Origin of the sequence: Citrobacter sp. wls619, from assembly GCF_005281345.1 — a bacterium.
Lineage (GTDB): Bacteria > Pseudomonadota > Gammaproteobacteria > Enterobacterales > Enterobacteriaceae > Citrobacter.
On the sequence record NZ_SZXJ01000006.1, the window covers coordinates 80031 to 99236 of the forward strand.

Annotated in this window: 19 protein-coding genes; 14 read left to right on the forward strand and 5 right to left on the reverse strand. The window is 48.2% G+C overall.

Translation table 11 applies throughout. The annotated features are described in order from the left end of the window. Positions 1-264: 264 nt before the first annotated feature. Complete coding sequence (gene cfa / locus FDX19_RS01140; protein WP_137381286.1) at positions 265-1413, forward strand: cyclopropane fatty acyl phospholipid synthase; 1149 nt, start codon at positions 265-267, stop codon at positions 1411-1413. Between the two features lie 41 nt (positions 1414-1454). Here cfa and FDX19_RS01145 read toward each other — a convergent pair whose 3' ends face one another. Continuing rightward, positions 1455-2102: a riboflavin synthase subunit alpha gene (locus FDX19_RS01145; RefSeq protein ID WP_115643435.1), complete on the reverse strand. Its 648-nt coding sequence runs from the start codon at positions 2100-2102 to the stop codon at positions 1455-1457. Between the two features lie 217 nt (positions 2103-2319). Between FDX19_RS01145 and mdtK the strand changes: the two genes are divergently transcribed. Beyond that, entirely contained in the window at positions 2320-3693 is a 1374-nt protein-coding gene (gene mdtK, locus FDX19_RS01150) for an MdtK family multidrug efflux MATE transporter (protein WP_137381287.1), read from the forward strand. A 19-nt stretch (positions 3694-3712) separates the two neighbouring features. On the opposite strand, the gene FDX19_RS01155 is transcribed toward mdtK, so the two are convergent. Then, a complete protein-coding gene (locus FDX19_RS01155; protein ID WP_137381288.1) occupies positions 3713-4411 on the reverse strand; it encodes an RluA family pseudouridine synthase in 699 nt (232 codons plus the stop codon). 303 nt (positions 4412-4714) lie between these two features. Here FDX19_RS01155 and FDX19_RS01160 point away from each other — a divergent pair, with 303 nt between their 5' ends. From FDX19_RS01160 to FDX19_RS01195, 8 genes are all read left to right on the forward strand, one after another. Next, positions 4715-5410, forward strand: a complete 696-nt coding sequence (locus tag FDX19_RS01160) for a hypothetical protein (protein ID WP_137381289.1) — start codon at positions 4715-4717, stop codon at positions 5408-5410. A gap of 285 nt (positions 5411-5695) precedes the next feature. After that, on the forward strand, positions 5696-6013 hold the full coding sequence (locus tag FDX19_RS01165; RefSeq protein WP_137381290.1) for a hypothetical protein: 318 nt from the start codon (positions 5696-5698) through the stop codon (positions 6011-6013). Positions 6014-6058: 45 nt separating this feature from the next. Beyond that, positions 6059-6442, forward strand: coding sequence for a His-Xaa-Ser system protein HxsD (gene hxsD, locus FDX19_RS01170; protein WP_212734694.1), 384 nt, complete (start codon positions 6059-6061; stop codon positions 6440-6442). Between the two features lie 4 nt (positions 6443-6446). Next, positions 6447-6671 (forward strand): hypothetical protein, encoded by a 225-nt coding sequence (locus FDX19_RS01175; protein ID WP_137381292.1) that lies wholly within the window; start codon positions 6447-6449, stop codon positions 6669-6671. Further along, entirely contained in the window at positions 6661-8118 is a 1458-nt protein-coding gene (hxsB, locus tag FDX19_RS01180; protein ID WP_137381293.1) for a His-Xaa-Ser system radical SAM maturase HxsB, read from the forward strand. Before FDX19_RS01175 ends, hxsB begins: the two co-directional genes overlap by 11 nt. Next, a complete protein-coding gene (gene hxsC / locus FDX19_RS01185) occupies positions 8115-9323 on the forward strand; it encodes a His-Xaa-Ser system radical SAM maturase HxsC (protein WP_137381294.1) in 1209 nt (402 codons plus the stop codon). The genes hxsB and hxsC overlap by 4 nt, the downstream gene beginning before the upstream one ends. A 169-nt stretch (positions 9324-9492) precedes the next feature. Beyond that, the gene (locus FDX19_RS01190; protein ID WP_137381295.1) at positions 9493-10602 is read left to right on the forward strand and encodes an AI-2E family transporter; all 1110 of its coding nucleotides are present in this window, start codon (positions 9493-9495) and stop codon (positions 10600-10602) included. 116 nt (positions 10603-10718) lie between these two features. Next, on the forward strand, positions 10719-12503 hold the full coding sequence (locus FDX19_RS01195) for a diguanylate cyclase (protein ID WP_137381296.1): 1785 nt from the start codon (positions 10719-10721) through the stop codon (positions 12501-12503). Positions 12504-12563: 60 nt separating this feature from the next. Here FDX19_RS01195 and FDX19_RS01200 read toward each other — a convergent pair whose 3' ends face one another. Continuing rightward, entirely contained in the window at positions 12564-13961 is a 1398-nt protein-coding gene (locus FDX19_RS01200; protein ID WP_137381297.1) for a hypothetical protein, read from the reverse strand. Positions 13962-14272: 311 nt separating this feature from the next. Between FDX19_RS01200 and trpS the strand changes: the two genes are divergently transcribed. The 3 genes from trpS (at position 14273) to FDX19_RS01215 (ending at position 17008) form a co-directional block, all read left to right on the forward strand. Continuing rightward, complete coding sequence (gene trpS, locus FDX19_RS01205; RefSeq protein ID WP_137381298.1) at positions 14273-15277, forward strand: tryptophan--tRNA ligase; 1005 nt, start codon at positions 14273-14275, stop codon at positions 15275-15277. A 393-nt stretch (positions 15278-15670) separates the two neighbouring features. Next, positions 15671-16408 carry an SDR family oxidoreductase gene (locus tag FDX19_RS01210; RefSeq protein WP_137381299.1) on the forward strand — a complete coding sequence of 246 codons (738 nt, stop codon included), beginning with the start codon at positions 15671-15673 and terminating at the stop codon, positions 16406-16408. Positions 16409-16525: 117 nt separating this feature from the next. Further along, complete coding sequence (locus tag FDX19_RS01215; protein WP_137381300.1) at positions 16526-17008, forward strand: glutathione peroxidase; 483 nt, start codon at positions 16526-16528, stop codon at positions 17006-17008. 88 nt (positions 17009-17096) lie between these two features. Here the strand turns inward: FDX19_RS01215 and FDX19_RS01220 are convergent, their stop codons facing one another. Further along, complete coding sequence (locus tag FDX19_RS01220; protein ID WP_137381301.1) at positions 17097-17405, reverse strand: AzlD family protein; 309 nt, start codon at positions 17403-17405, stop codon at positions 17097-17099. Beyond that, on the reverse strand, positions 17402-18109 hold the full coding sequence (locus FDX19_RS01225; protein WP_137381302.1) for an AzlC family ABC transporter permease: 708 nt from the start codon (positions 18107-18109) through the stop codon (positions 17402-17404). Before FDX19_RS01225 ends, FDX19_RS01220 begins: the two co-directional genes overlap by 4 nt. Before the next feature lie 124 nt (positions 18110-18233). On the opposite strand from FDX19_RS01225, the gene FDX19_RS01230 reads away from it, so the two are divergent. Then, positions 18234-19106 carry a LysR family transcriptional regulator gene (locus tag FDX19_RS01230; protein ID WP_137381303.1) on the forward strand — a complete coding sequence of 291 codons (873 nt, stop codon included), beginning with the start codon at positions 18234-18236 and terminating at the stop codon, positions 19104-19106. The last annotated feature ends 100 nt before the right edge of the window (positions 19107-19206 follow it).

The following is a 19206-nucleotide window of genomic DNA, read 5'->3' on the forward strand; positions in this document are numbered from 1 at the left end:
CGCTAACAATTATCGGTTGAATAGCCAAAAATTCAGGCCTATACTGATTTTCGGTTGTTAATAAAACGATAAGATTTATAGAGTAACGGGAACAAGCAGGTTCCCGCTTTTCCATGGATGGCCTTTTCGGCAAGGGTTCCTCCCTTCCTCTGTTCTACGTCGGATTATAGATTCACGGATTAATTCCGTGAGATTTCTCACAAAGCCCAAAAAAGCGTCTACGCTGTTTTAAGGTTCTGATCACCGACCAGTGATGGAGAAGCTATGAGTTCATCATGTATAGAAGACGTCAGCGTACCGGATGATGACTGGTACCGAATCACCAATGAGTTATTGAGCCGTGCAGGCATTACCATTAATGGCCCGGCACCGGCAGATATTCGCGTTAAAAACCCCGACTTTTTCAAACGCGTGTTGCAGGAAGGATCGTTGGGGTTAGGTGAAAGTTATATGGACGGCTGGTGGGAATGCGATCGGCTGGATATGTTTTTTAACAAAGTCCTGCGTGCAGGTCTTGAAAGCCAACTCCCCCGCCACTTCAGAGATACGCTACGTATCGCAACGGCTCGTCTGTTTAATTTACAAACCAAAAAACGTGCCTGGGTCGTCGGCAAAGAACACTACGATCTTGGCAACGATCTCTTTACCCGCATGCTTGATCCCTACATGCAATATTCCTGCGCCTACTGGAAAGATGCCGATACCCTGGAATCTGCCCAGCAGGCGAAGCTAAAAATGATTGCCGAGAAATTGCAATTGAAACCAGGTATGCGCGTACTCGATATTGGCTGCGGCTGGGGAGGCTTGTCCCAGTTCATGGCGTCACAATACGGGGTAAGCGTGACTGGCGTGACGATTTCAGCAGAACAGCAAAAAATGGCGCAGACGCGCTGTGAAGGGCTGGATGTCACGATTTTGCTGCAGGACTACCGTGACCTGAATGACCGGTTTGACCGTATCGTTTCCGTCGGTATGTTTGAGCATGTGGGACCGAAAAACTACAACACCTATTTTGACGTTGTTGACCGTAATTTAAAGCAAGATGGTCTTTTTTTGCTGCATACCATCGGCTCTAAAAAAACCGACAATAATGTTGATCCGTGGATCAATAAATACATCTTCCCGAACGGCTGTTTACCGTCAGTTCGCCAGATTGCCAACGCCAGCGAACCGCACTTCGTGATGGAAGACTGGCATAACTTTGGGGCGGATTACGATACCACTCTGATGGCCTGGCACGAGCGTTTCATGACCGCCTGGCCAGAAATTGCCGACAACTATAGTGAACGCTTTAAACGGATGTTCAGTTATTACCTGAATGCGTGTGCTGGCGCATTTCGCGCGCGCGACATCCAGCTGTGGCAGGTTGTGTTCTCTCGTGGCGTTGAACACGGGCTCCGCGTTCCCCGTTAGACAGCATCGCCCCCGAACGACCGGGGGCTTTTTATTCCGACTTAAACGCCCGCTTCGCCAGTCACGTTACTCATAGCGCTTTCACGTGCGGCCAGTACACGTTCAACCGTATCAACAACGGCCTGCGTTTGCGGGTCGATTTCGATATTGACTCGCGCACCCAGTTTTTTCTTACCCAGCGTCGTACGTTCCAGCGTTTCCGGAATCAAATGCACGCAAAAGCGTGTCGGTGTGACTTCGCCTACCGTCAGGCTAATACCGTCAATACCGATAAATCCTTTGTACAGGATATATTTCATCAGCGACGGATCCTGAACTTTAAACCATACCTGACGATTATTTTCAGAGGTCAGGATTTTGGATACTTCAGCGGTAGTCATAATATGGCCTGACATCAGATGTCCGCCAATCTCATCGCTGAATTTTGCCGCACGTTCAACGTTGACCAGGTCCCCGACTTTCAGGTCACCCAGATTGGTGATTCGCAGCGTCTCTTTCATCAGATCGAAGCTTATCTGGTTACCGTTAATTTCGGTCACTGTCAGACAACAGCCGTTGTGTGCCACCGATGCGCCGGTCTCCAGCCCATCCAACATGTATTCAGGTAACTCCACTACATGTGTGCGAAAATTCGGTTTTTCATCAATCGACACCAGTTTCGCGGTGCCCTGCACAATACCCGTAAACATACCTGTAACTCCTGAACTCAATTAAGACATCTCTGCTGTGCACAATAGCAGGTGGAAAATCAGGTTGCCAGCAATGCGCCACTCCCACCTATTTTTTCACTGGAGAAATACGGATTCCTCGCTACAATAGACTGAAATTTCCCCTGCATTTTCTTCTTGCTGCCATATAAGGCGGCTTTTTTAGTCTCTCAAATAACAACAATATAGTGGTGTACACGTGCAAAAGTATGTAAGTGAAGCGCGTCAGTTATTAGCTCTGGCAATTCCGGTGATTCTTGCGCAAATCGCTCAAACCGCAATGGGATTCGTCGATACCGTGATGGCCGGCGGATACAGCGCGACGGACATGGCCGCCGTTGCTATTGGTACGTCCATCTGGCTACCCGCAATTTTGTTTGGTCACGGGCTGTTGCTGGCGCTGACGCCAGTGATTGCGCAACTTAACGGTTCCGGACGCCGCGATCGAATTGCTCATCAAATACGTCAGGGTTTCTGGCTGGCGGGGATGGTATCCGTTCTGATTATGATTGTGCTTTGGAATGCGGGACACATTATCCGCTCTATGCATAACATTGATCCTGCACTGGCCGACAAAGCCGTTGGCTATCTGCGCGCGCTGCTATGGGGTGCGCCCGGATATTTGTTCTTCCAGGTTGCCCGTAACCAGTGCGAAGGTCTGGCCAAGACCAAACCGGCAATGGTAATGGGTTTTCTCGGCCTGCTGGTGAACATTCCGGTTAACTATGTTTTCATCTATGGCCATTTGGGTATGCCAGAGCTGGGCGGCGTAGGCTGCGGTGTGGCTACGGCTGCGGTATATTGGGTGATGTTTGCCGCCATGCTTTCTTACGTCAAACGCGCCCGATCAATGCGTGATATCCGTAATGCGCGTGGCTTCCAGAAACCTGACACCGCGGTGATGAAACGCCTGGTACAGTTGGGTTTGCCCATTGCGCTGGCATTATTTTTTGAAGTCACGCTGTTTGCCGTGGTAGCGCTGTTGGTCTCCCCACTGGGGATTGTCGACGTCGCCGGACACCAAATCGCGCTGAACTTCAGCTCACTCATGTTTGTCTTGCCGATGTCTTTGGCTGCTGCCGTCACCATTCGTGTGGGATACCGCCTGGGTCAGGGATCAACGCTGGATGCACAGACCGCAGCCAGAACAGGCTTAGGTGTCGGCGTATGCATGGCGATGATGACCGCCATTTTCACCGTCACCTTGCGCGAGCACATCGCCCTGCTCTACAACAATAATCCTGAAGTTGTCACACTGGCTGCACAGCTGATGTTACTGGCTGCCGTGTACCAGATATCAGACTCAATTCAGGTTATTGGCAGCGGGATCCTGCGTGGTTATAAAGATACGCGTTCCATTTTCTTTATCACCTTCACGGCGTATTGGGTGCTGGGTTTGCCAAGTGGATATATTCTTGCGCTCACCGATCTGGTCGTCGACCGCATGGGGCCAGCGGGCTTCTGGATGGGCTTTATTATTGGCCTGACCTCTGCCGCGGTGTTGATGATGCTGCGGATGCGTTTTCTGCAACGCCAGCCGTCAGCCGTCATTCTGCAACGTGCCGCACGATAACACCGTAATAGCCGCCGGGTTAAAATGGGCAGGCATGGCAGACGTTGATGTGTTCTTTGCTGATGGGATGTACCAGACGCAATTCGCTGGCATGTAACATCAGCCGTGACGTCTGTTCCGTGCCAGGCCACTCGCGTCCACCATAAAGATCACAGCCCCAGATCGGATGACCCAAATGCTGACAGTGAAGACGTAGCTGATGGGTTCGTCCGGTCTCCGGCATCAGTTGCACCCGCGTCAGGGGCAGTGACCTTCCATCCTTCAGTCGCTGATTGAAGCGCTCAATCACCCGAAAACGGGAACGCGCAGGTTTACCGCTAATGGTACTAATCGACATCAACGGAAACAGTGCGGGATCTTTGACAATGGCGGCATCAATCACACCGTTATCCTGTTTCAGGTGTCCACATAACAATGCGCTGTACACCTTAGTCACCGAACGTTGGCTGAACTGCTGACAGAGCGCAGCATTGATTGCTTTATTGCGTGCAACGACCATCAGACCCGATGTACCAAAATCAAGCCGGTGCACCAGCGTGCAGCCAGGGAATATCTGTACCAGGCGATAGTGCACCGAATCAAGATTTTGCGGATTTTTCCCCGACAGACTCAGCAACCCGCTGGGTTTATTGATAAGCAGCAGATGTTCATCCTGGTAAAGGATCTCTATTTCGTCATGGCACGGCGGAGCAACAAAGGTATCGAGAATCGTAGACATCAGACAACCAGACTAAAAAGTGGGGGTGGATCATAACGAATTTTCAACCGGCTGGCGAATCAACTCGCTTCATGAAAGGACGATAATCAACCCAATGCGGTGGCATTGGAAATTGTCTACTTTCGATGAGGATAATGTTGAGCATATGATAAATACCATGCTGTTCTTTTACAGAACCGTTATTAAATATACGGTATGAATCGTGAGACTCAAGTCAATGTGTACATTAATACACATATTTTCCATTTGCATATCTGGAACAAATAATTATCATTAACCATCCATTGTTCTTCGGCCATAGTCATGTCTACAATAAAACAGCTAGTATTGGGGCTTATATGCCTTTTCGGCATTATTTCACCCGGTGCACTCTACACTGAAGGTTATAATGGCACGACTGTGTTATCTGTCATTATCATTAGTATCGGCATGCTGTATTTTAAATATAAATGGGCAACTAATTACTTCAAAGACATGGCATTCTGGCAAGCATTCCTATGGTGTTATGCTGCAGCCGTTTTTGTACTATACCTACTGGCATTGGATCTTTCCATAAACAAAGCGATATCTGTAAGCGATACGTTTGCCTACTTCTTACATAACAACACAAGTCTTTCCACATCCGTGTTTGTCACCCCTGTACTACCGATAATAATCAGCCTGTATATTTTTCGCTGGGTGTTCAACCATAGCAAACCATTCTCGCCAAAGTCTCAAGAAACGCATGAACTCTCAGCCACTGAACCACCGGCTTATAAAAAAGAAAACCCACTTAATTTCGTTAGTTATGATGAAAACAAGTCAATTCGCCTAAAAACCAACAAGGTAATTGATTATGCTTTTAACCTGCATGCTGCTCACCCAGATCTTTCCATCAGGTCAATACTCACTTTGCACCGGGATGACCTTGAAGAAATACAATCTATTATGTCAGATGACATGGCTTTGGAGTTTGAATTATCCGTGACCAGCACATTGAGAAAACTGAGAGAGATATAATCAATAGCCAGGATAAGAAATTAACACAGCTTAATCATCTATCACAGCATGGCGTTAATGTAGACATTAATTCAGTGTAACATATCTGTGTGCATATTTTATCTAAGTGTCTAACCATGGTTAAATGACCTTAATACCAACTTATTCACATTAGCTCAGCAGTTTATTTTCTAATGATTCAAATCAAATATTTATTAAATATAACGAGCGAAGAAAATATAGCAGCGGTTTATTATGTTAAAGATAACAACGCCGTTATCAACTCACCTTTGGTAAGGATTAAAAATGAAAGTTTTGCCGAAAGTAGCAAAAGGTTCCGTTAACGAACTTTCAAATAAAAACATTACACCTATTGTCGCAGGTATAGTTGCCGGGGTTATGGCAGGTGTGAGTGCACCAGCAATGGCATCCAGCAGTAGCGGAACCCCGGTTTCGACAACGCAAATGCAAACCGTAGTTAACCATACGGCACAACAAACCAATACCGCCATCATCCTGGCGAAGCCATCTCTTGATGGGCAAGCCTTCGCTGCGCATTACAGCCACTCCAGTCATGCCAGCCATTCCAGCCACTATTCCTGCACACCAGGTTCAACGTGCTAATACTCACGGCCAGCAGCAACGCTGGCCAACCTAAAGGTAATGATGATGGAAAATGTTGTGCAAGGTACCAATGCGTTAGGTGACTTCTTTCTGCTATCACTGGATAAAGAAATTTACAGTCGTGAAGCGATAATGAAGACTTGTTATGCTTTTACAGATAATTATTATATCCATGTTGTGAAAGTCGCTAATAACACAACTGGGATCTGTTTTTACAGCAAAAATGAGGATCACAACAATCAGCATATAGATGCTGGAATCAGGCAATTTTTACAATCCCTTACCGAAAACCAGATGCGCCAGATAATTTATCAAGAAACATCTGTTTTACATGAAGAAATTGTAAAAAAAGCTTTCGCTCCGGCAACAGCACTTATTAACAACAAGTCCCACAATGACACTCTAAATATCATTACGTCGGCAGTATGATTCCATGAAGATTACATTAGACCCTGAGTTTTATTCCCTGGAAGCTGTTGCTGATATGACGCAGCAGTTTTCTGACTTTATGCGCGTTGAGTCTGTTGTCGGAGAGGAAATGTTGCTCATAATGAATGTGAAACAGGAGTATGACGAAGAACGCTCGCAGATTATTAACGCCTTCCTCAATAACATCCTTGAGTTAAGCATACAGGATATCATGAATAATGAGCGTTAAATTCCAGCTTCCCGAGAAATTCGCCCACGAGTCATATCGTCTTCTACCATTCCGCTTTAGTTTGCTGGACAATGGATGCTATTTCTTGTCGACAGATTATGGTGAGTGGATTTGTCTGCAGCCCGAACAACTTATCGCACTAACAAATAAAGAAAAAATTGAAGATGAGTCGCTTTGGTATGAACTGAAAGCCAGGCACATTGTCTGCGAGCATAATGACACGGGAAATATTGCATTATTAGCCTCACGCTATCGAACGAAAAAAGCATTTATCGAGAACTTCTCTCAATTGCATATTTTTGTTTTGACAGTTCGCTGTAATAACTCGTGTGTATACTGCCAGGCATCACGTAAAAGTTGCCAGTCAGATCAGGCGCGCTATGACATGAGCCCTGCAGTGATGGAAAAGAGCATCGAACTATTTTTGTCGATGCCAGCAGATAAGTTAACGCTGGAATTTCAGGGTGGTGAGTCCACACTCAATATGCCACTTATCAGGCAGGCTGTCGCACTGGTTAAACAGAAAAATACACAGAAGGATATTCAGTTTGTCGTTTGTACTAACCTGTGCGAGCTGAACGATAGCGATCTTGAATTTCTCATTACGCATGATTTCTCAATCAGTACGTCACTGGATGGCCCACAAGAGTTGCATGATGCGAATCGTAGATATGCAAACACAGGCGCCTGGAATGCGCTGATCTCAACACTGGGTAAAATTAAACAGCAAAATGCTTTTGACAAGGTCAGCGCATTAATGACGACAACCCGGCAAAGCCTCGAAATGCCGCATGCGATTATTGATGAATATGTGAAGCATGGGTTTCGCAGTATCTTTATTCGGGAACTTAACCCATATGGTTTTGCCCATAAATATTTTCACAAAATTGGCTACAGCACCGCTCAATTTTTGGCATTTTATGAAACGTGTCTCGATTATATTATTCACCTCAATCGTCAGGGTATTCCCTTTCGTGAATCCTATGCCAGCCTGATAATGAAAAAGCTCATGACCCCGTGGGCAACCGGCTTCGTCGATCTTCAGTCTCCCTGTGGTTCTGGTTTTGGCGTCACGTTGTATAACTACGACGGGAATATCTACCCCAGTGATGAAAGCCGCATGATGGCTGAAATGGGTGACCAACACTTCAGAATGGGCAATATTTTCGAAAGTAGCCGTGAAGAACTCTTCTTTGGCCCTGTAATGCAAGAATTAGCTGCCTCTGGTGTGAATGATTGCTTACCTGTCTGTTCAGATTGCGCATTCGCACCTTATTGCGGCGCAGACCCAATTCGCAGATATCAGGTAACGGGTTCGGTATATGGACATCCTGGAAAAGATGATTTCTGTTTGAAAAACAAAGGAATTATCGCGATGGTTATCAAAAAATTCACCGAGGGCGATGACGACACACGTCGTCTGTTGATGCAGTGGGGCATGAAATGAATACACCGTACGCAAAAGATACACTCTTTCTTTCTGTGCAGGCAGAGAACACGCTGCACTTAAACGCCCCGCTTTTCGGTAAGGTTGTAACCGATTTTCAGATAAACCAGGCCGATACTATTCTCTACCTACCACCAAACCAACAAGACTCTCTGCCGTCATTAGACCTTGTCAGCGCGGTAATATGTACAAACCACGACTCCCGTCTGAATATGATTAAATTGCAGAAAACAATTCCAGTCATTGTTGTTGCGGCCGATGTCGTATTTAGCCAGGGAGATATTATCTCCGTTAGCGAGCGAGGGAGGATTCATCGCTACTTCCGGGCATCTTCGCAAAACAACGCGTTCTTAGTGACCGAAGCGTGCAACAATCTTTGTATAATGTGCCCGCAGCCACCTAAACCACAATCACAGGTTAATCATGGCGCTATTGAACAACGGATCCTGCAGACGCTCGCCCTGATTGATAATGAGCACGCTCCCTCATCTCTCTGTATTACCGGTGGTGAGCCAACAATGCTCGACGACGGGTTACTGCGCATTGTAGATGGTATTTCAGTAAAAATGCCCCAAACCCTAATCCATCTCCTGACAAATGGACGATATCTCTCTGATGAATACTACACCGCACGTCTGGCTCGAGCGGGGAGGCATCAGTTGCTCGTGGGGATCCCTCTTTTTGGTCATGTATCTGAAGTACATGACTACGTAGTTCAGTCCGACGGTGCTTTTAATCAAACGATTGAAGGGCTTCTGAACTGTTACAAACAGGGGATCAGTATCGAACTACGCGTCGTATTAAACAAGGCAACCGTACCCTATCTGAAAGCACTAGCCGAGTATATCTCGCGTAATCTTTTCTTCGTAAAACATGTCGCCCTGATGGGCATGGAAAATATGGGTTATGCAAAGCTGAATCGGGAAACAGTATTTATCGATCCATGGGATTATAAAGACAAGCTTTCAGCTGCAATTGAAATTTTTCAGCTATATGGGATTGACGTACGTGTTTTTAATCTCCCTCTTTGCCTCGTGAATCCTGATACCTATACGTATTGTAAGCAGAGTATCAGTGATTTTAAAAATAGCTGGAATATAGCCTGTACTGACTGTGTGAAACGAGACAGTTGCTGTGGTTTGTTTGAATCGACAACGGAGAAATTTTGGCTTTCCAGACACATTGCCCCATTTCTCGACGCGTAGATAGATCATTCGCTCACCCCTGACAGAGACAGGAACACGGGGCAATTTTTTGCTCTGAGTTCACTGTTTGATCATCAAGGCGGCGTTAAGCCGGAATCAACATCCACAGTTGGTAATTCTGCTGAACAGTTCTATAGTCGAGACTGCTTCTCAGTTACAGGATTCACTAATGCGATTTAACGGACTGACCAAAGGTTTCTTCATTTTCATTCTTGCCCTCGTGACCTGGGCGTTTTTCGACGTGTTGTCCCCCTACTTCTCCGCAATCTTGTGGGCCGCAATTCTGACAACTATCTTTAATCCGGTAAAAAACAAACTGCGCAGCGCGCTTGGCCAACGTAACGGTCTGGCATCGTTAATCACTATCGGGATTATCTGTTTGATTGTCTTTATTCCTCTGATGCTGATCCTGTCGTCGTTGGCAATCGAACTGAATGTGGTTTACACCAAGTTGCAGCAAAACGATACGCAGTTTCCGGAAGTGGTTAGTTCTATTCTTTCTTATCTTCCTGACTGGGCCAGGGGCTTCCTCGCAGAACACAATCTGGATGACGTCGCGCAGATCCAGAAGAAACTCTCCGACATCGCGCTGCAGGGCGGGCAGTACCTCGCAGGCAGTGCTTTCCTGATTGGTAAAGGGACCTTCGGCTTCGCCATCAGCTTTGGCATCATGCTGTACCTGCTGTTTTTCCTGTTGAAGGATGGACCGTATCTGGTGCGTCAGATTCTGGATTCCTTACCGCTGTCTGATTTTGCCAAGCAGCACTTGTTTGCCAAATTCGTGGGTGTCACGCGGGCGACTGTCAAAGGCACGGCGGTTGTCGCTGTCGTACAGGGCACGCTGGGCGGCATTGCTTTCGCCATTGTCGACATCGACGGCAGCATCTTGTGGGGCGCACTAATGGCATTCCTCTCGCTGGTGCCTGCGGTTGGCTCGGCGATAGTCTGGGTCCCTGCGGCTATTTTCCTCTTTGCCACCCACCAGCTGTGGCAAGGGCTGTTTATTGTCGGATTCTTCGTCATTATTGTCGGACTGGTGGACAATATCCTGCGCCCGCTACTGGTAGGAAAAGACACCAAAATGCCGGACTACCTGATATTGATTACCACCCTCGGCGGGATGGAGATTTACGGTATCAACGGCTTTGTGATTGGCCCGCTGATCGCCGCACTGTTTTTGGCCAGTTGGAATCTGTTCTCCGGACGTGACCATGAGGGCAACGTAGAAGGTATCGATGAAGCCTTCATGGAAGAAGGAAAAAACCCTCCAGATTTATGATGGCATGACGATAACAAGGGGCGGCCTCGGGTCGCCTTTTGTTTTCACGCAAAATCATACGTTTCCTATAATTTCAATCATGCTTATTCATTAATCGTCGCAGAAGGAACGAAAAAGTGCGAATAGCCACAATCACCAACTGGGCTTACAGTGCGACGGTATGCCTGACCATTGCCTCCGGCGTTGTTATGCTGATGGCATCCGGAGCAGACAATACTGAACGTCAGGTGGTGGAGCAGCGGTATAAATTTGATCAGCTCACCGAAGAGGTGGAGCTCGATGCCTGGTCCTTGTCCGATTTAGCTCGCGAGTACGTGATCGCTAAAGATCCAGAGGCACTGAATGCTTATCGCCAGAAGGCGTCGTCGCTACAAGAGGTTGAGCAGCGGTTAACAAAATTAAAAGACGTCGGCGCGACAGGTGAAGAGCTGGCGCTGCTGCATGAAGGATTACAAATTGTCGATGCGCTGCAGGAAGAGCAAGCAATAGCGCTCGCCAGTATGGCCCGCGGAGAAACGTCACAGGCAATCGCCCTGCTCTACGGTAAAGCCTATGAACAGGAGCTGGAACGGGCGCAGGTGCGGATAGATCATTTCCGGCAGTTGCTCGATAACCGTGTACGTAACAGCATTGACGATGCCACGAGGACTTCCCGCATACTGCGTACGCTCTCTGAAGTCATGGTCGGATTAACCGCGCTGCTGTTTTTGTTTGTCCTCGGTTTTATTTTGAAACGCCGCGTACTGCGCCCGGTTGTGCGTCTGAGCGACGTGGTTCACCGCCTCGCATCGCAGGATTATGCCGTAGAAACGCCTAACTTTAATCAGATTGATGAGATTGGCGATATGGCGCAAGCCATTCGCATTTTTCGTGAGAACGGCCTGGCGCGGCAGCGGCTGGAGAAAGAGCGGGATGCCGACTGGGCAATCCGCGAACTGTTGGCTCGTATGACCCAGCGTTTACAGGGCTGCGAAAACTTTGCCGATGTTATCAATGTCGCGCAGCTTTTTGCCCCGAACATTGCCCCTGGCGTTGCCGGACGGCTCTACATTCTTGATCGGGAAGCCTGGCACATGCGCTGTGCCGCCGAGTGGCTCTCACCGCAGGGCAAAGCAGACCCTTTCCATCCGGATGAATGCTGGGCTGTGCGCCGTGGACAAAGTCATCCTCCCGTGCAAGGTGAGCCGGATATCGCCTGCTACCACCTGCCTGAGTCGTGTCAGGATCATACGCTGTGTATACCACTGATCGCCCAGGGGGAAGCCATCGGCCTGCTCTCATTCCAGAATCTCAGCGACAATTCTGCCCCTTCACGTGCTTATCTGGAACTGATGGCCGAGGCACTTGGACTGGCATTAGCCAACCAACGTCTGCGCGATGCGCTACTGGAAAAAGCGCTTTACGATCCTCTGACCGGTCTGCGCAATCGCCATCACCTTGAAGACACTCTGCGCACCCAGATGAGTCAGGCTGTCCACAACAAGGAACCGATCAGTTGCCTGATGATCGATATCGATCACTTCAAAAGCATCAACGACCGTTTTGGTCATGAGGCAGGTGATGGGGTGATAAAAAGTATCGCAGCAATTATTCAGCGCGTTGTTCACGACCACGGAATGGCCTTCCGCTACGGTGGTGAAGAGTTTCTGGTTCTGCTTGCCGGTATGGATGAAGAAGCGGCCAATCGCTTTGCGACGGACATTTACAACGGCGTACGCGAGTTGACGCTCAGCTTTGGCGTCTCTGATATCGGTCACGTTGATGTGTCTATTGGTGTCGCCAGCTACCCGCAGCACGCCCAGAGCGATAACCTGTTACGTGCCGCGGATGTCGCGTTGTATCGTGCAAAAGAGCTGGGGCGTTCGCGCATAGTGAGCTTTGGGATGCTGGAAGCGAGCTAAAAAGCGGGGCGTAAGCCCAGACGGGTACTTCCTAAACTATCCCCTCGAGGAAGTCCCCCGTTAATTGGTATATTCATCGATAAGTGACTGGTGAGTTTTCTGGATTACATCCTGAATATAGACAATTGCCTGCTCACCAGGCACACCTGCAGAAGAGAATTTTATACAGGAGTCAAGACTGGCGTAACTGTCTTTTTTATACTGGCACCAACGTTTCAAATTATTAGCACGTAAGCGTCTAAATTTAGCTAACTGTATTCGGCCTGGCGGTGAAACTTTGTGTATGCTTCTTATTCTGCGCAGACCGGAAAGTGCCATGTTTCTAATTAGTGCACGCTGGGCGCAATATAGCATCTGGCTGGCGCTCAATTGAAGCGTTGCACTCGCCTGATCCCAGGCAGTAATGTCGATAAGGGGATTATCTCCAGACCAATAGTGATGTTTTAGCTCACATACATTTTGTAGTAAGCGGTGGCTATATTTAAACATAATCGCGTAACGCTGTAATTTCTCGACGTACTCATATTCATGCCACTGTTCTGCCAGCGCTATCTGCTCAGCAAACTGGTGCTCCATAGCATCGGCATTCTTAATGTGCGGTGTAATAATCCTAGTGTATGCTTCTTGCTGAGCGCTCTCTGCACCCTTCATACTTACGGTGATTTTATCGTATACGTCGCGATTGCTTATCATCGCACGCAAAAAAGGATCGTTACTCCGTTTTTGATAAGGCGTTCCGTAGCCATAGGTCCCGGGCAGCAAACTACCTGCATCGACAAACGCATCCGTAACCACGGTTAATCGGCATTCTGGCAATAAAAAATCATTTGGCGAAACGGTGTGCGGATCACGTCCATCGGTAAACAGTTCCAGACCGAGTCTGGAAAAAAATGTAGCGACAAGCTCAGAACAAAATGCGCCTCGCGTTCCTTTATCAAAACGACAGGACTCGATTGCTTGCGCAACATGTTTTGCCAGTAAATGTGGAAAATCTGGTAGCGTTATGGCCTCAAGAAGCCTCGGTACAGCAGAGTAGGTTTTATAAAAATCATTTTCTTGTAGATCTTTCGAAGCCTGAATCATCCTGGAGAGATCAATACTTTCGCATTCAGGATGGCGCAATAAAATCCATTCTCTCGGATTTTCGGGGATGCAAATAACCTTTTCTGCAGTGGACTGTCCACCGGGATACAGACTCATTGGCAATAAAAAAGTAAATCCAACTCCCGATGTATCCGATTCGGCAAGATATAGACTTTCAATGCCTGAATCACCACCATGGATCCAGATAGCGGCATGAGAGTATGGTCCGCCGCTCGCTTTCACAATTAGTGAACTGAATGGACTGTTTCCACAAACTAACAAAACGTCACCTGGACGCAGCTTTTTCTCCCACAGCAATGGTCCACTACTTTGCAATGCCGCGAGATCGCGTTTCACCGGAACGTCTTTATGCATTGTACTTCCTTGTCGAAAATTATCGCCATGATTACAAGGGGGCTTCCAAACATAACAATGGATGCCCTACCCGTAAAGCCAAAATGACGTTGCCCACCCCGACCGGGCAGAGCATTACTTTACCTCAGCTCCTTGCAGTGATATGTTGATCAGATGAATATAAAACACGATTGCAACGGTTTTAACCACCAGCGTTGGTGGCTGCCTTCTTAAAGGCGGTCAGAATGTGTTTATCCATTTTTAAATAACCGCCGAAAGGCGGTTATTTGCATTTTGAGACCCCTTTCGGTTTTATGCTTAAGGAGTCTTCTATGTACAACAAATCCATCATCCTTACCGGCGACCGTCCTACTGGGCCATTGCATCTTGGCCACTATGCAGGTTCCCTGCGCCAACGTGCGATACTGCAACACGATTATCAGCAATTTGTTCTGGTCGCAGACCTGCAAGGTCTGACCGATAACGGCAGCAACCCACAAAAGATCCAAAATAATATACCCGAAGTATTGGCCGATTATCTCGCCGCAGGTATTGACCCCTCACTCACCACCCTTTGTTTACAATCGGCACTACCTGCTCTTGCCGAACTCACCGCGCTGTATATGAATATCGTTACCGTGGCTCGCGTCGAGCGTAACCCAACGGTCAAAAATGAAATTGCGCAAAAAGGTTTCGCCCGTTCGCTTCCGGTCGGTTTCCTGGTTTACCCGATCAGCCAGGCAGCAGATATTACGGCGTTCAAAGCCAGCCTGGTCCCCGTCGGCGACGATCAGTTGCCGATGATTGAGCAAACTAATGAAATCGTGCACAAGATGAACAGCCTGTTACCGGCCCCCGTTCTGCATCACTGTAAAGCTATGTTAAGCGAAACCAGTCGTCTTCCGGGTATCGACGGCAACGCCAAAATGTCGAAATCACTTGGCAATACGCTGCTCCTGTCGGCAAGTGAAGAGACTATCCATCGCGCCGTCGGCGCAATGTACACTGATCCTAACCACCTAAAAGTGTCCGATCCGGGGCAAATTGAGGGCAATGTCGTGTTCACCTACCTGGATGCTTTTCACCCGGACAAGGCCAAAGTCGCAGCAATGAAAGCGCATTATCAGCAAGGAGGATTGGGTGATCGGGCATGCAAAAATGAGCTGGAGATGTGCCTGCAAGAACTCATCGCGCCTATGCGTGAGCGTCGGGCAACCTATATTCAGGATAAAGGTATGCTGATGGCGATGCTTAAAAAAGGCAGCGAACAGGCCTACGACATCACGCAGCAAACGCTAAGAGAAGTAAAACAAGGGTTGGGATTGTCGGTATTTTAATCTGAATTGATGTCCCTCCCGGCGGAGAATAACCACCGGGAGGGGTGACTCTGTTGTGCGCCGCATTTTGCCCACATTACGCGGAACATGAAGCTGTGATTAAATGCTATCCAGTTGATTGTCAATATCGGTTCCAGCCATTTACATGCCCGACACCTGGCACCATTCGCAGGACAGGTTGAAAGCAACGAACAGGATGAGCCTCCTTCATGCTTCCTCCCCGTCGGTATGCATTTTGCTTAAATCTGATCTGCGCCCCTTTTGAGAACGATATAACGCATGCAAACCGCTATTTATATCCCGCCGTAAATGGCACTAACGGGAAGATGTGACCCCGTATCGCCATGCTATATATCCAGCGATACTGACTCATCACGAAAGGGGATCATCGCTATGTTGAAAGGTAAAAGAGCCGTTATCACAGGCGGCGGAGGAGAATTTGGTCAGGCGTTGTGCGTTTGGTTGGCTCGAGAAGGCGTCAACGTGGATTTTTCTGCTCGGCGGGTTGAGGATATTCACAAAACCTGCAGCATCATCGCCGCTGAAGGTGGTGTTGCAAAAGGGTATCTGTGTGATTTAACCCAACCTGAGTCTATTTCTCAGTTTGCTTCACAGCTCTTAAATATAGACAGGCCCATCGACATTCTAATCCTCAATGCTGCTCAGTGGTTGTCAGGGACCATAGACGAACAACCGGACACAGAAATCTTCAATACCGTCAGCTCAGGCCTGACAGGCTCAATTCTACTAACACAGGCATTGCTTCCAGGGTTAAGGCGCTCAGACAGTGCTGACATCGTTGCGATTATATCTGTCTGCGGCATTCCGAATTTTACGGATTCAATTGCCCATCCCGCTTTTTTTGCCAGTAAACACGGGATGAGTGGTTTTACAACTAAACTGTCGAAACAGTTATCCAAAGAAAATATACGGGTTACCGGATTATACCCACCGGATTTTGAATTGACCGGGTTAGATCCTCTGGTCGACACTCAATCCAGAATGGGAGAGCATCTAATGAATGGGCGTTCTGTCTGGGAAACAATTCGTTTTGTGCTGACTCAACCGCGTAGTTGCCATATTAGTACCCTTTACTTTCAAGGACCCACTCGCGAAGATCTGGAGCATTAGGGACTGAATCTGACAGCACTTACCGAGCGGACTCACCTCCGCTTCTCACTTGCCCCAGCAGCACCGTGCTGGATGGCTATGCCAATATCTAACAGGTCCTGCTCTGAGGAGTTCGCTATGACCACATTTTATCAACTGACAGCCACCAGCCTGGACGGCCAGCGTATCCCTATGGCTGACTATGCTGGCAAGCTGGTTCTGGTGGTAAATACCGCCAGCCATTGTGGCTTCACGCCACAATACGCAGGTCTGGAAGCGCTTTACAAAAAGTACGCCGCTCGCGGACTGGTGGTGCTTGGCTTCCCCTGCAACCAGTTCGGTAAGCAGGAACCCGGCAACGCCGACGAAATCGCGCAGACCTGCCACGTCAACTACGGTGTAAGCTTCCCGATGTTTGAAAAAGTGGAGGTTAACGGCGCCGCTACACATCCGGTATTTCGTTATCTAAAAGATGAATTGCCCGGCATGCTGGGTGGACGGATAAAATGGAACTTCACAAAATTCCTTATTGGACGCGATGGCAAGCCGCTAAAGCGTTTTGCACCGTTCACTACCCCTGCGAAAATGGAAACCGTCATCCTGGCTGCACTTGAAATCTAGGTATTCTTGTCATTTGAACCGTCAGCCTGGTGCCAAAAGCGGACCTTACCGTAATGAAGTCAGTCAGGAAAACATTCGTTAGAACGGTTTAACAAAACCTGACCAGCGCTGAAACGCCAATCCCAAAAGCGATCGCAAGCAAAGGCCTTTTAAAAACCAGCATTACAATAGCGGTGGTCAATAATGCCATCTGAGCACCTTTGTCGCCGGTAAGAGCCACGGGGGCTAAAATCGCAACGAGAACGGAGCCTGACATGCCCTGAATAAAGGCTTTTATTCTGTTATTAAAAGGAACAAAAGACATAACCCAGACGCCCCCCCATCGGGTAGCAAGAGTGACCAGGGCCATAATAATGATAATAATCAGAGGCCCAAAACCTACCGTCTCAATACTCATTTTTTATCTCTCATGATGATTCCAGCGATGCCTCCGGCGAGGGCTCCGGCGATCACGTGGCTATTTTCTGGTAACCCTTTATACGCTATCAGCGAAGCCCCGGCCGCTACGGCCCAGATACAAAGCATCCTTAGATTTCTTTCTCCTTCGAACACCATGGAAAGGAGAAAACATCCCATGACCATGTCGAGTCCATAGCGTTTAGGCTCATGTATAGCATTGCCGAAATAAAGCCCTACCAGAGTCCCTGCTACCCAAAAAAGCCATAACGCAAGACCGCCGCCAAAGAGCAATCCAAGTCCTGCTTTTCCCCTGCCGAATGCCTGGATGGACATAGCCCAATTAGCATCGGATGCAACCATCATGATTCCGTAGCGTTTAGCGGGTGTTAAAGAGCGCAGCCACGGGTATAAAGTTGCCCCCATCAACAGATGCCGGGCATTAATGGCAAAGACGGTGGCTATTAGCGTTAATACCGGAACATGAGACGTCCAAAGCTCTAACGTAGCGAACTGCGCATAACCGGCAAAAACCAGCAAACTCATCATTGTTGCGGTCATCTGGTCCAGTCCTTTCTGCGATGCAGCCAGGCCAAAGGCGGCACCAAAAACAGCGACAAAAAGTGACACCGGGATAAGTTGCCGAAAACCAGCCCATACAAGCGAATGATTTAGTTGAGATAAATCAGATTCGTAATACGTCATCCGGGGCCTCATGCTCTTCCTCTCAGTCATGTTAAACAGAGCGCCACTATGACAGCGTTGTGAAATCAATAAAAACGCATAATAATTGATGTTAATATTTGATTATCGAATACAAGGATCAACGGTGCAGTATCAAGACCTCCAGATGGACTGGCTCAAATGTTTTGTTGCGGTAGTAGACGCGGGGTCGCTTTCGGCAGCGGCACCTGAGGTTCATCGCTCGCAGTCTGCGGTCAGCATGCAACTCAAGAAGCTGGAATCCGCATTAGGATGTCAGCTTTTACTTCGCGGTCCTCGGCAGCATCAACTCACCTCTGAGGGACAAAAGCTGTTGGGATATGCCCGAAGGATGCTCGACCTTCATGCTGAAACGATGGCAGCATTCCACGGTAAGGAATTAACAGGGCGTATTCGTCTGGGGGTTCCTGATGATTATGCAGCAAAATACCTTACACCTGCGCTGAAGAGATTTGCGCCTAACTTTGGATCGGTCGAGATCGAACTGAGCTGTGAGCAATCAACATCACTCATTCCTCGCGTTGAGAGCGGCGATCTCGATTTGGCCCTGGTTTCCCGGGAACATCCCAGCCAGGGCTCGTTATTGTTTTATGAACCCATGGTGTGGGTAGGTTCTCCGCAGTTTGAGGTGTGGAGGCGTGATCCATTACCCATTGCGGTATATGAAAGCACGAGCCTTGCTAAGCGTAGCGCCATCAATGCATTAGCATTACAGGGGCGGAGATATAAGGTGGTGTATAACAGCTCCAGTCTGTCGGGACAGATTACAGCAGTAGAAAGTGGTCTGGCTGTTGCCGTTCTCACCCAGTGCAGCGTACCCCCCCACTTGCAAGTTCTTGGCAGTGAACATCTTTTGGGGCCCCTTGAACCGATGGAAGTCGCCTTGTTCAGAAGTCGTGCTTCTCAGAGTTCTTCAGCTGTGGATAGCTTGTATGATTTGCTAATCAGGACATTAAGGGTAAGAAAAGTTGAAAACTGAGACGATTTATCAGGCGCCTCAACGTCCGCTTCTCGCTCACTGAGGATCTTCTGCTCAGCAACTTCCGCTTCGTGCTGTGAGTTCAATGGGTCGATGCAAC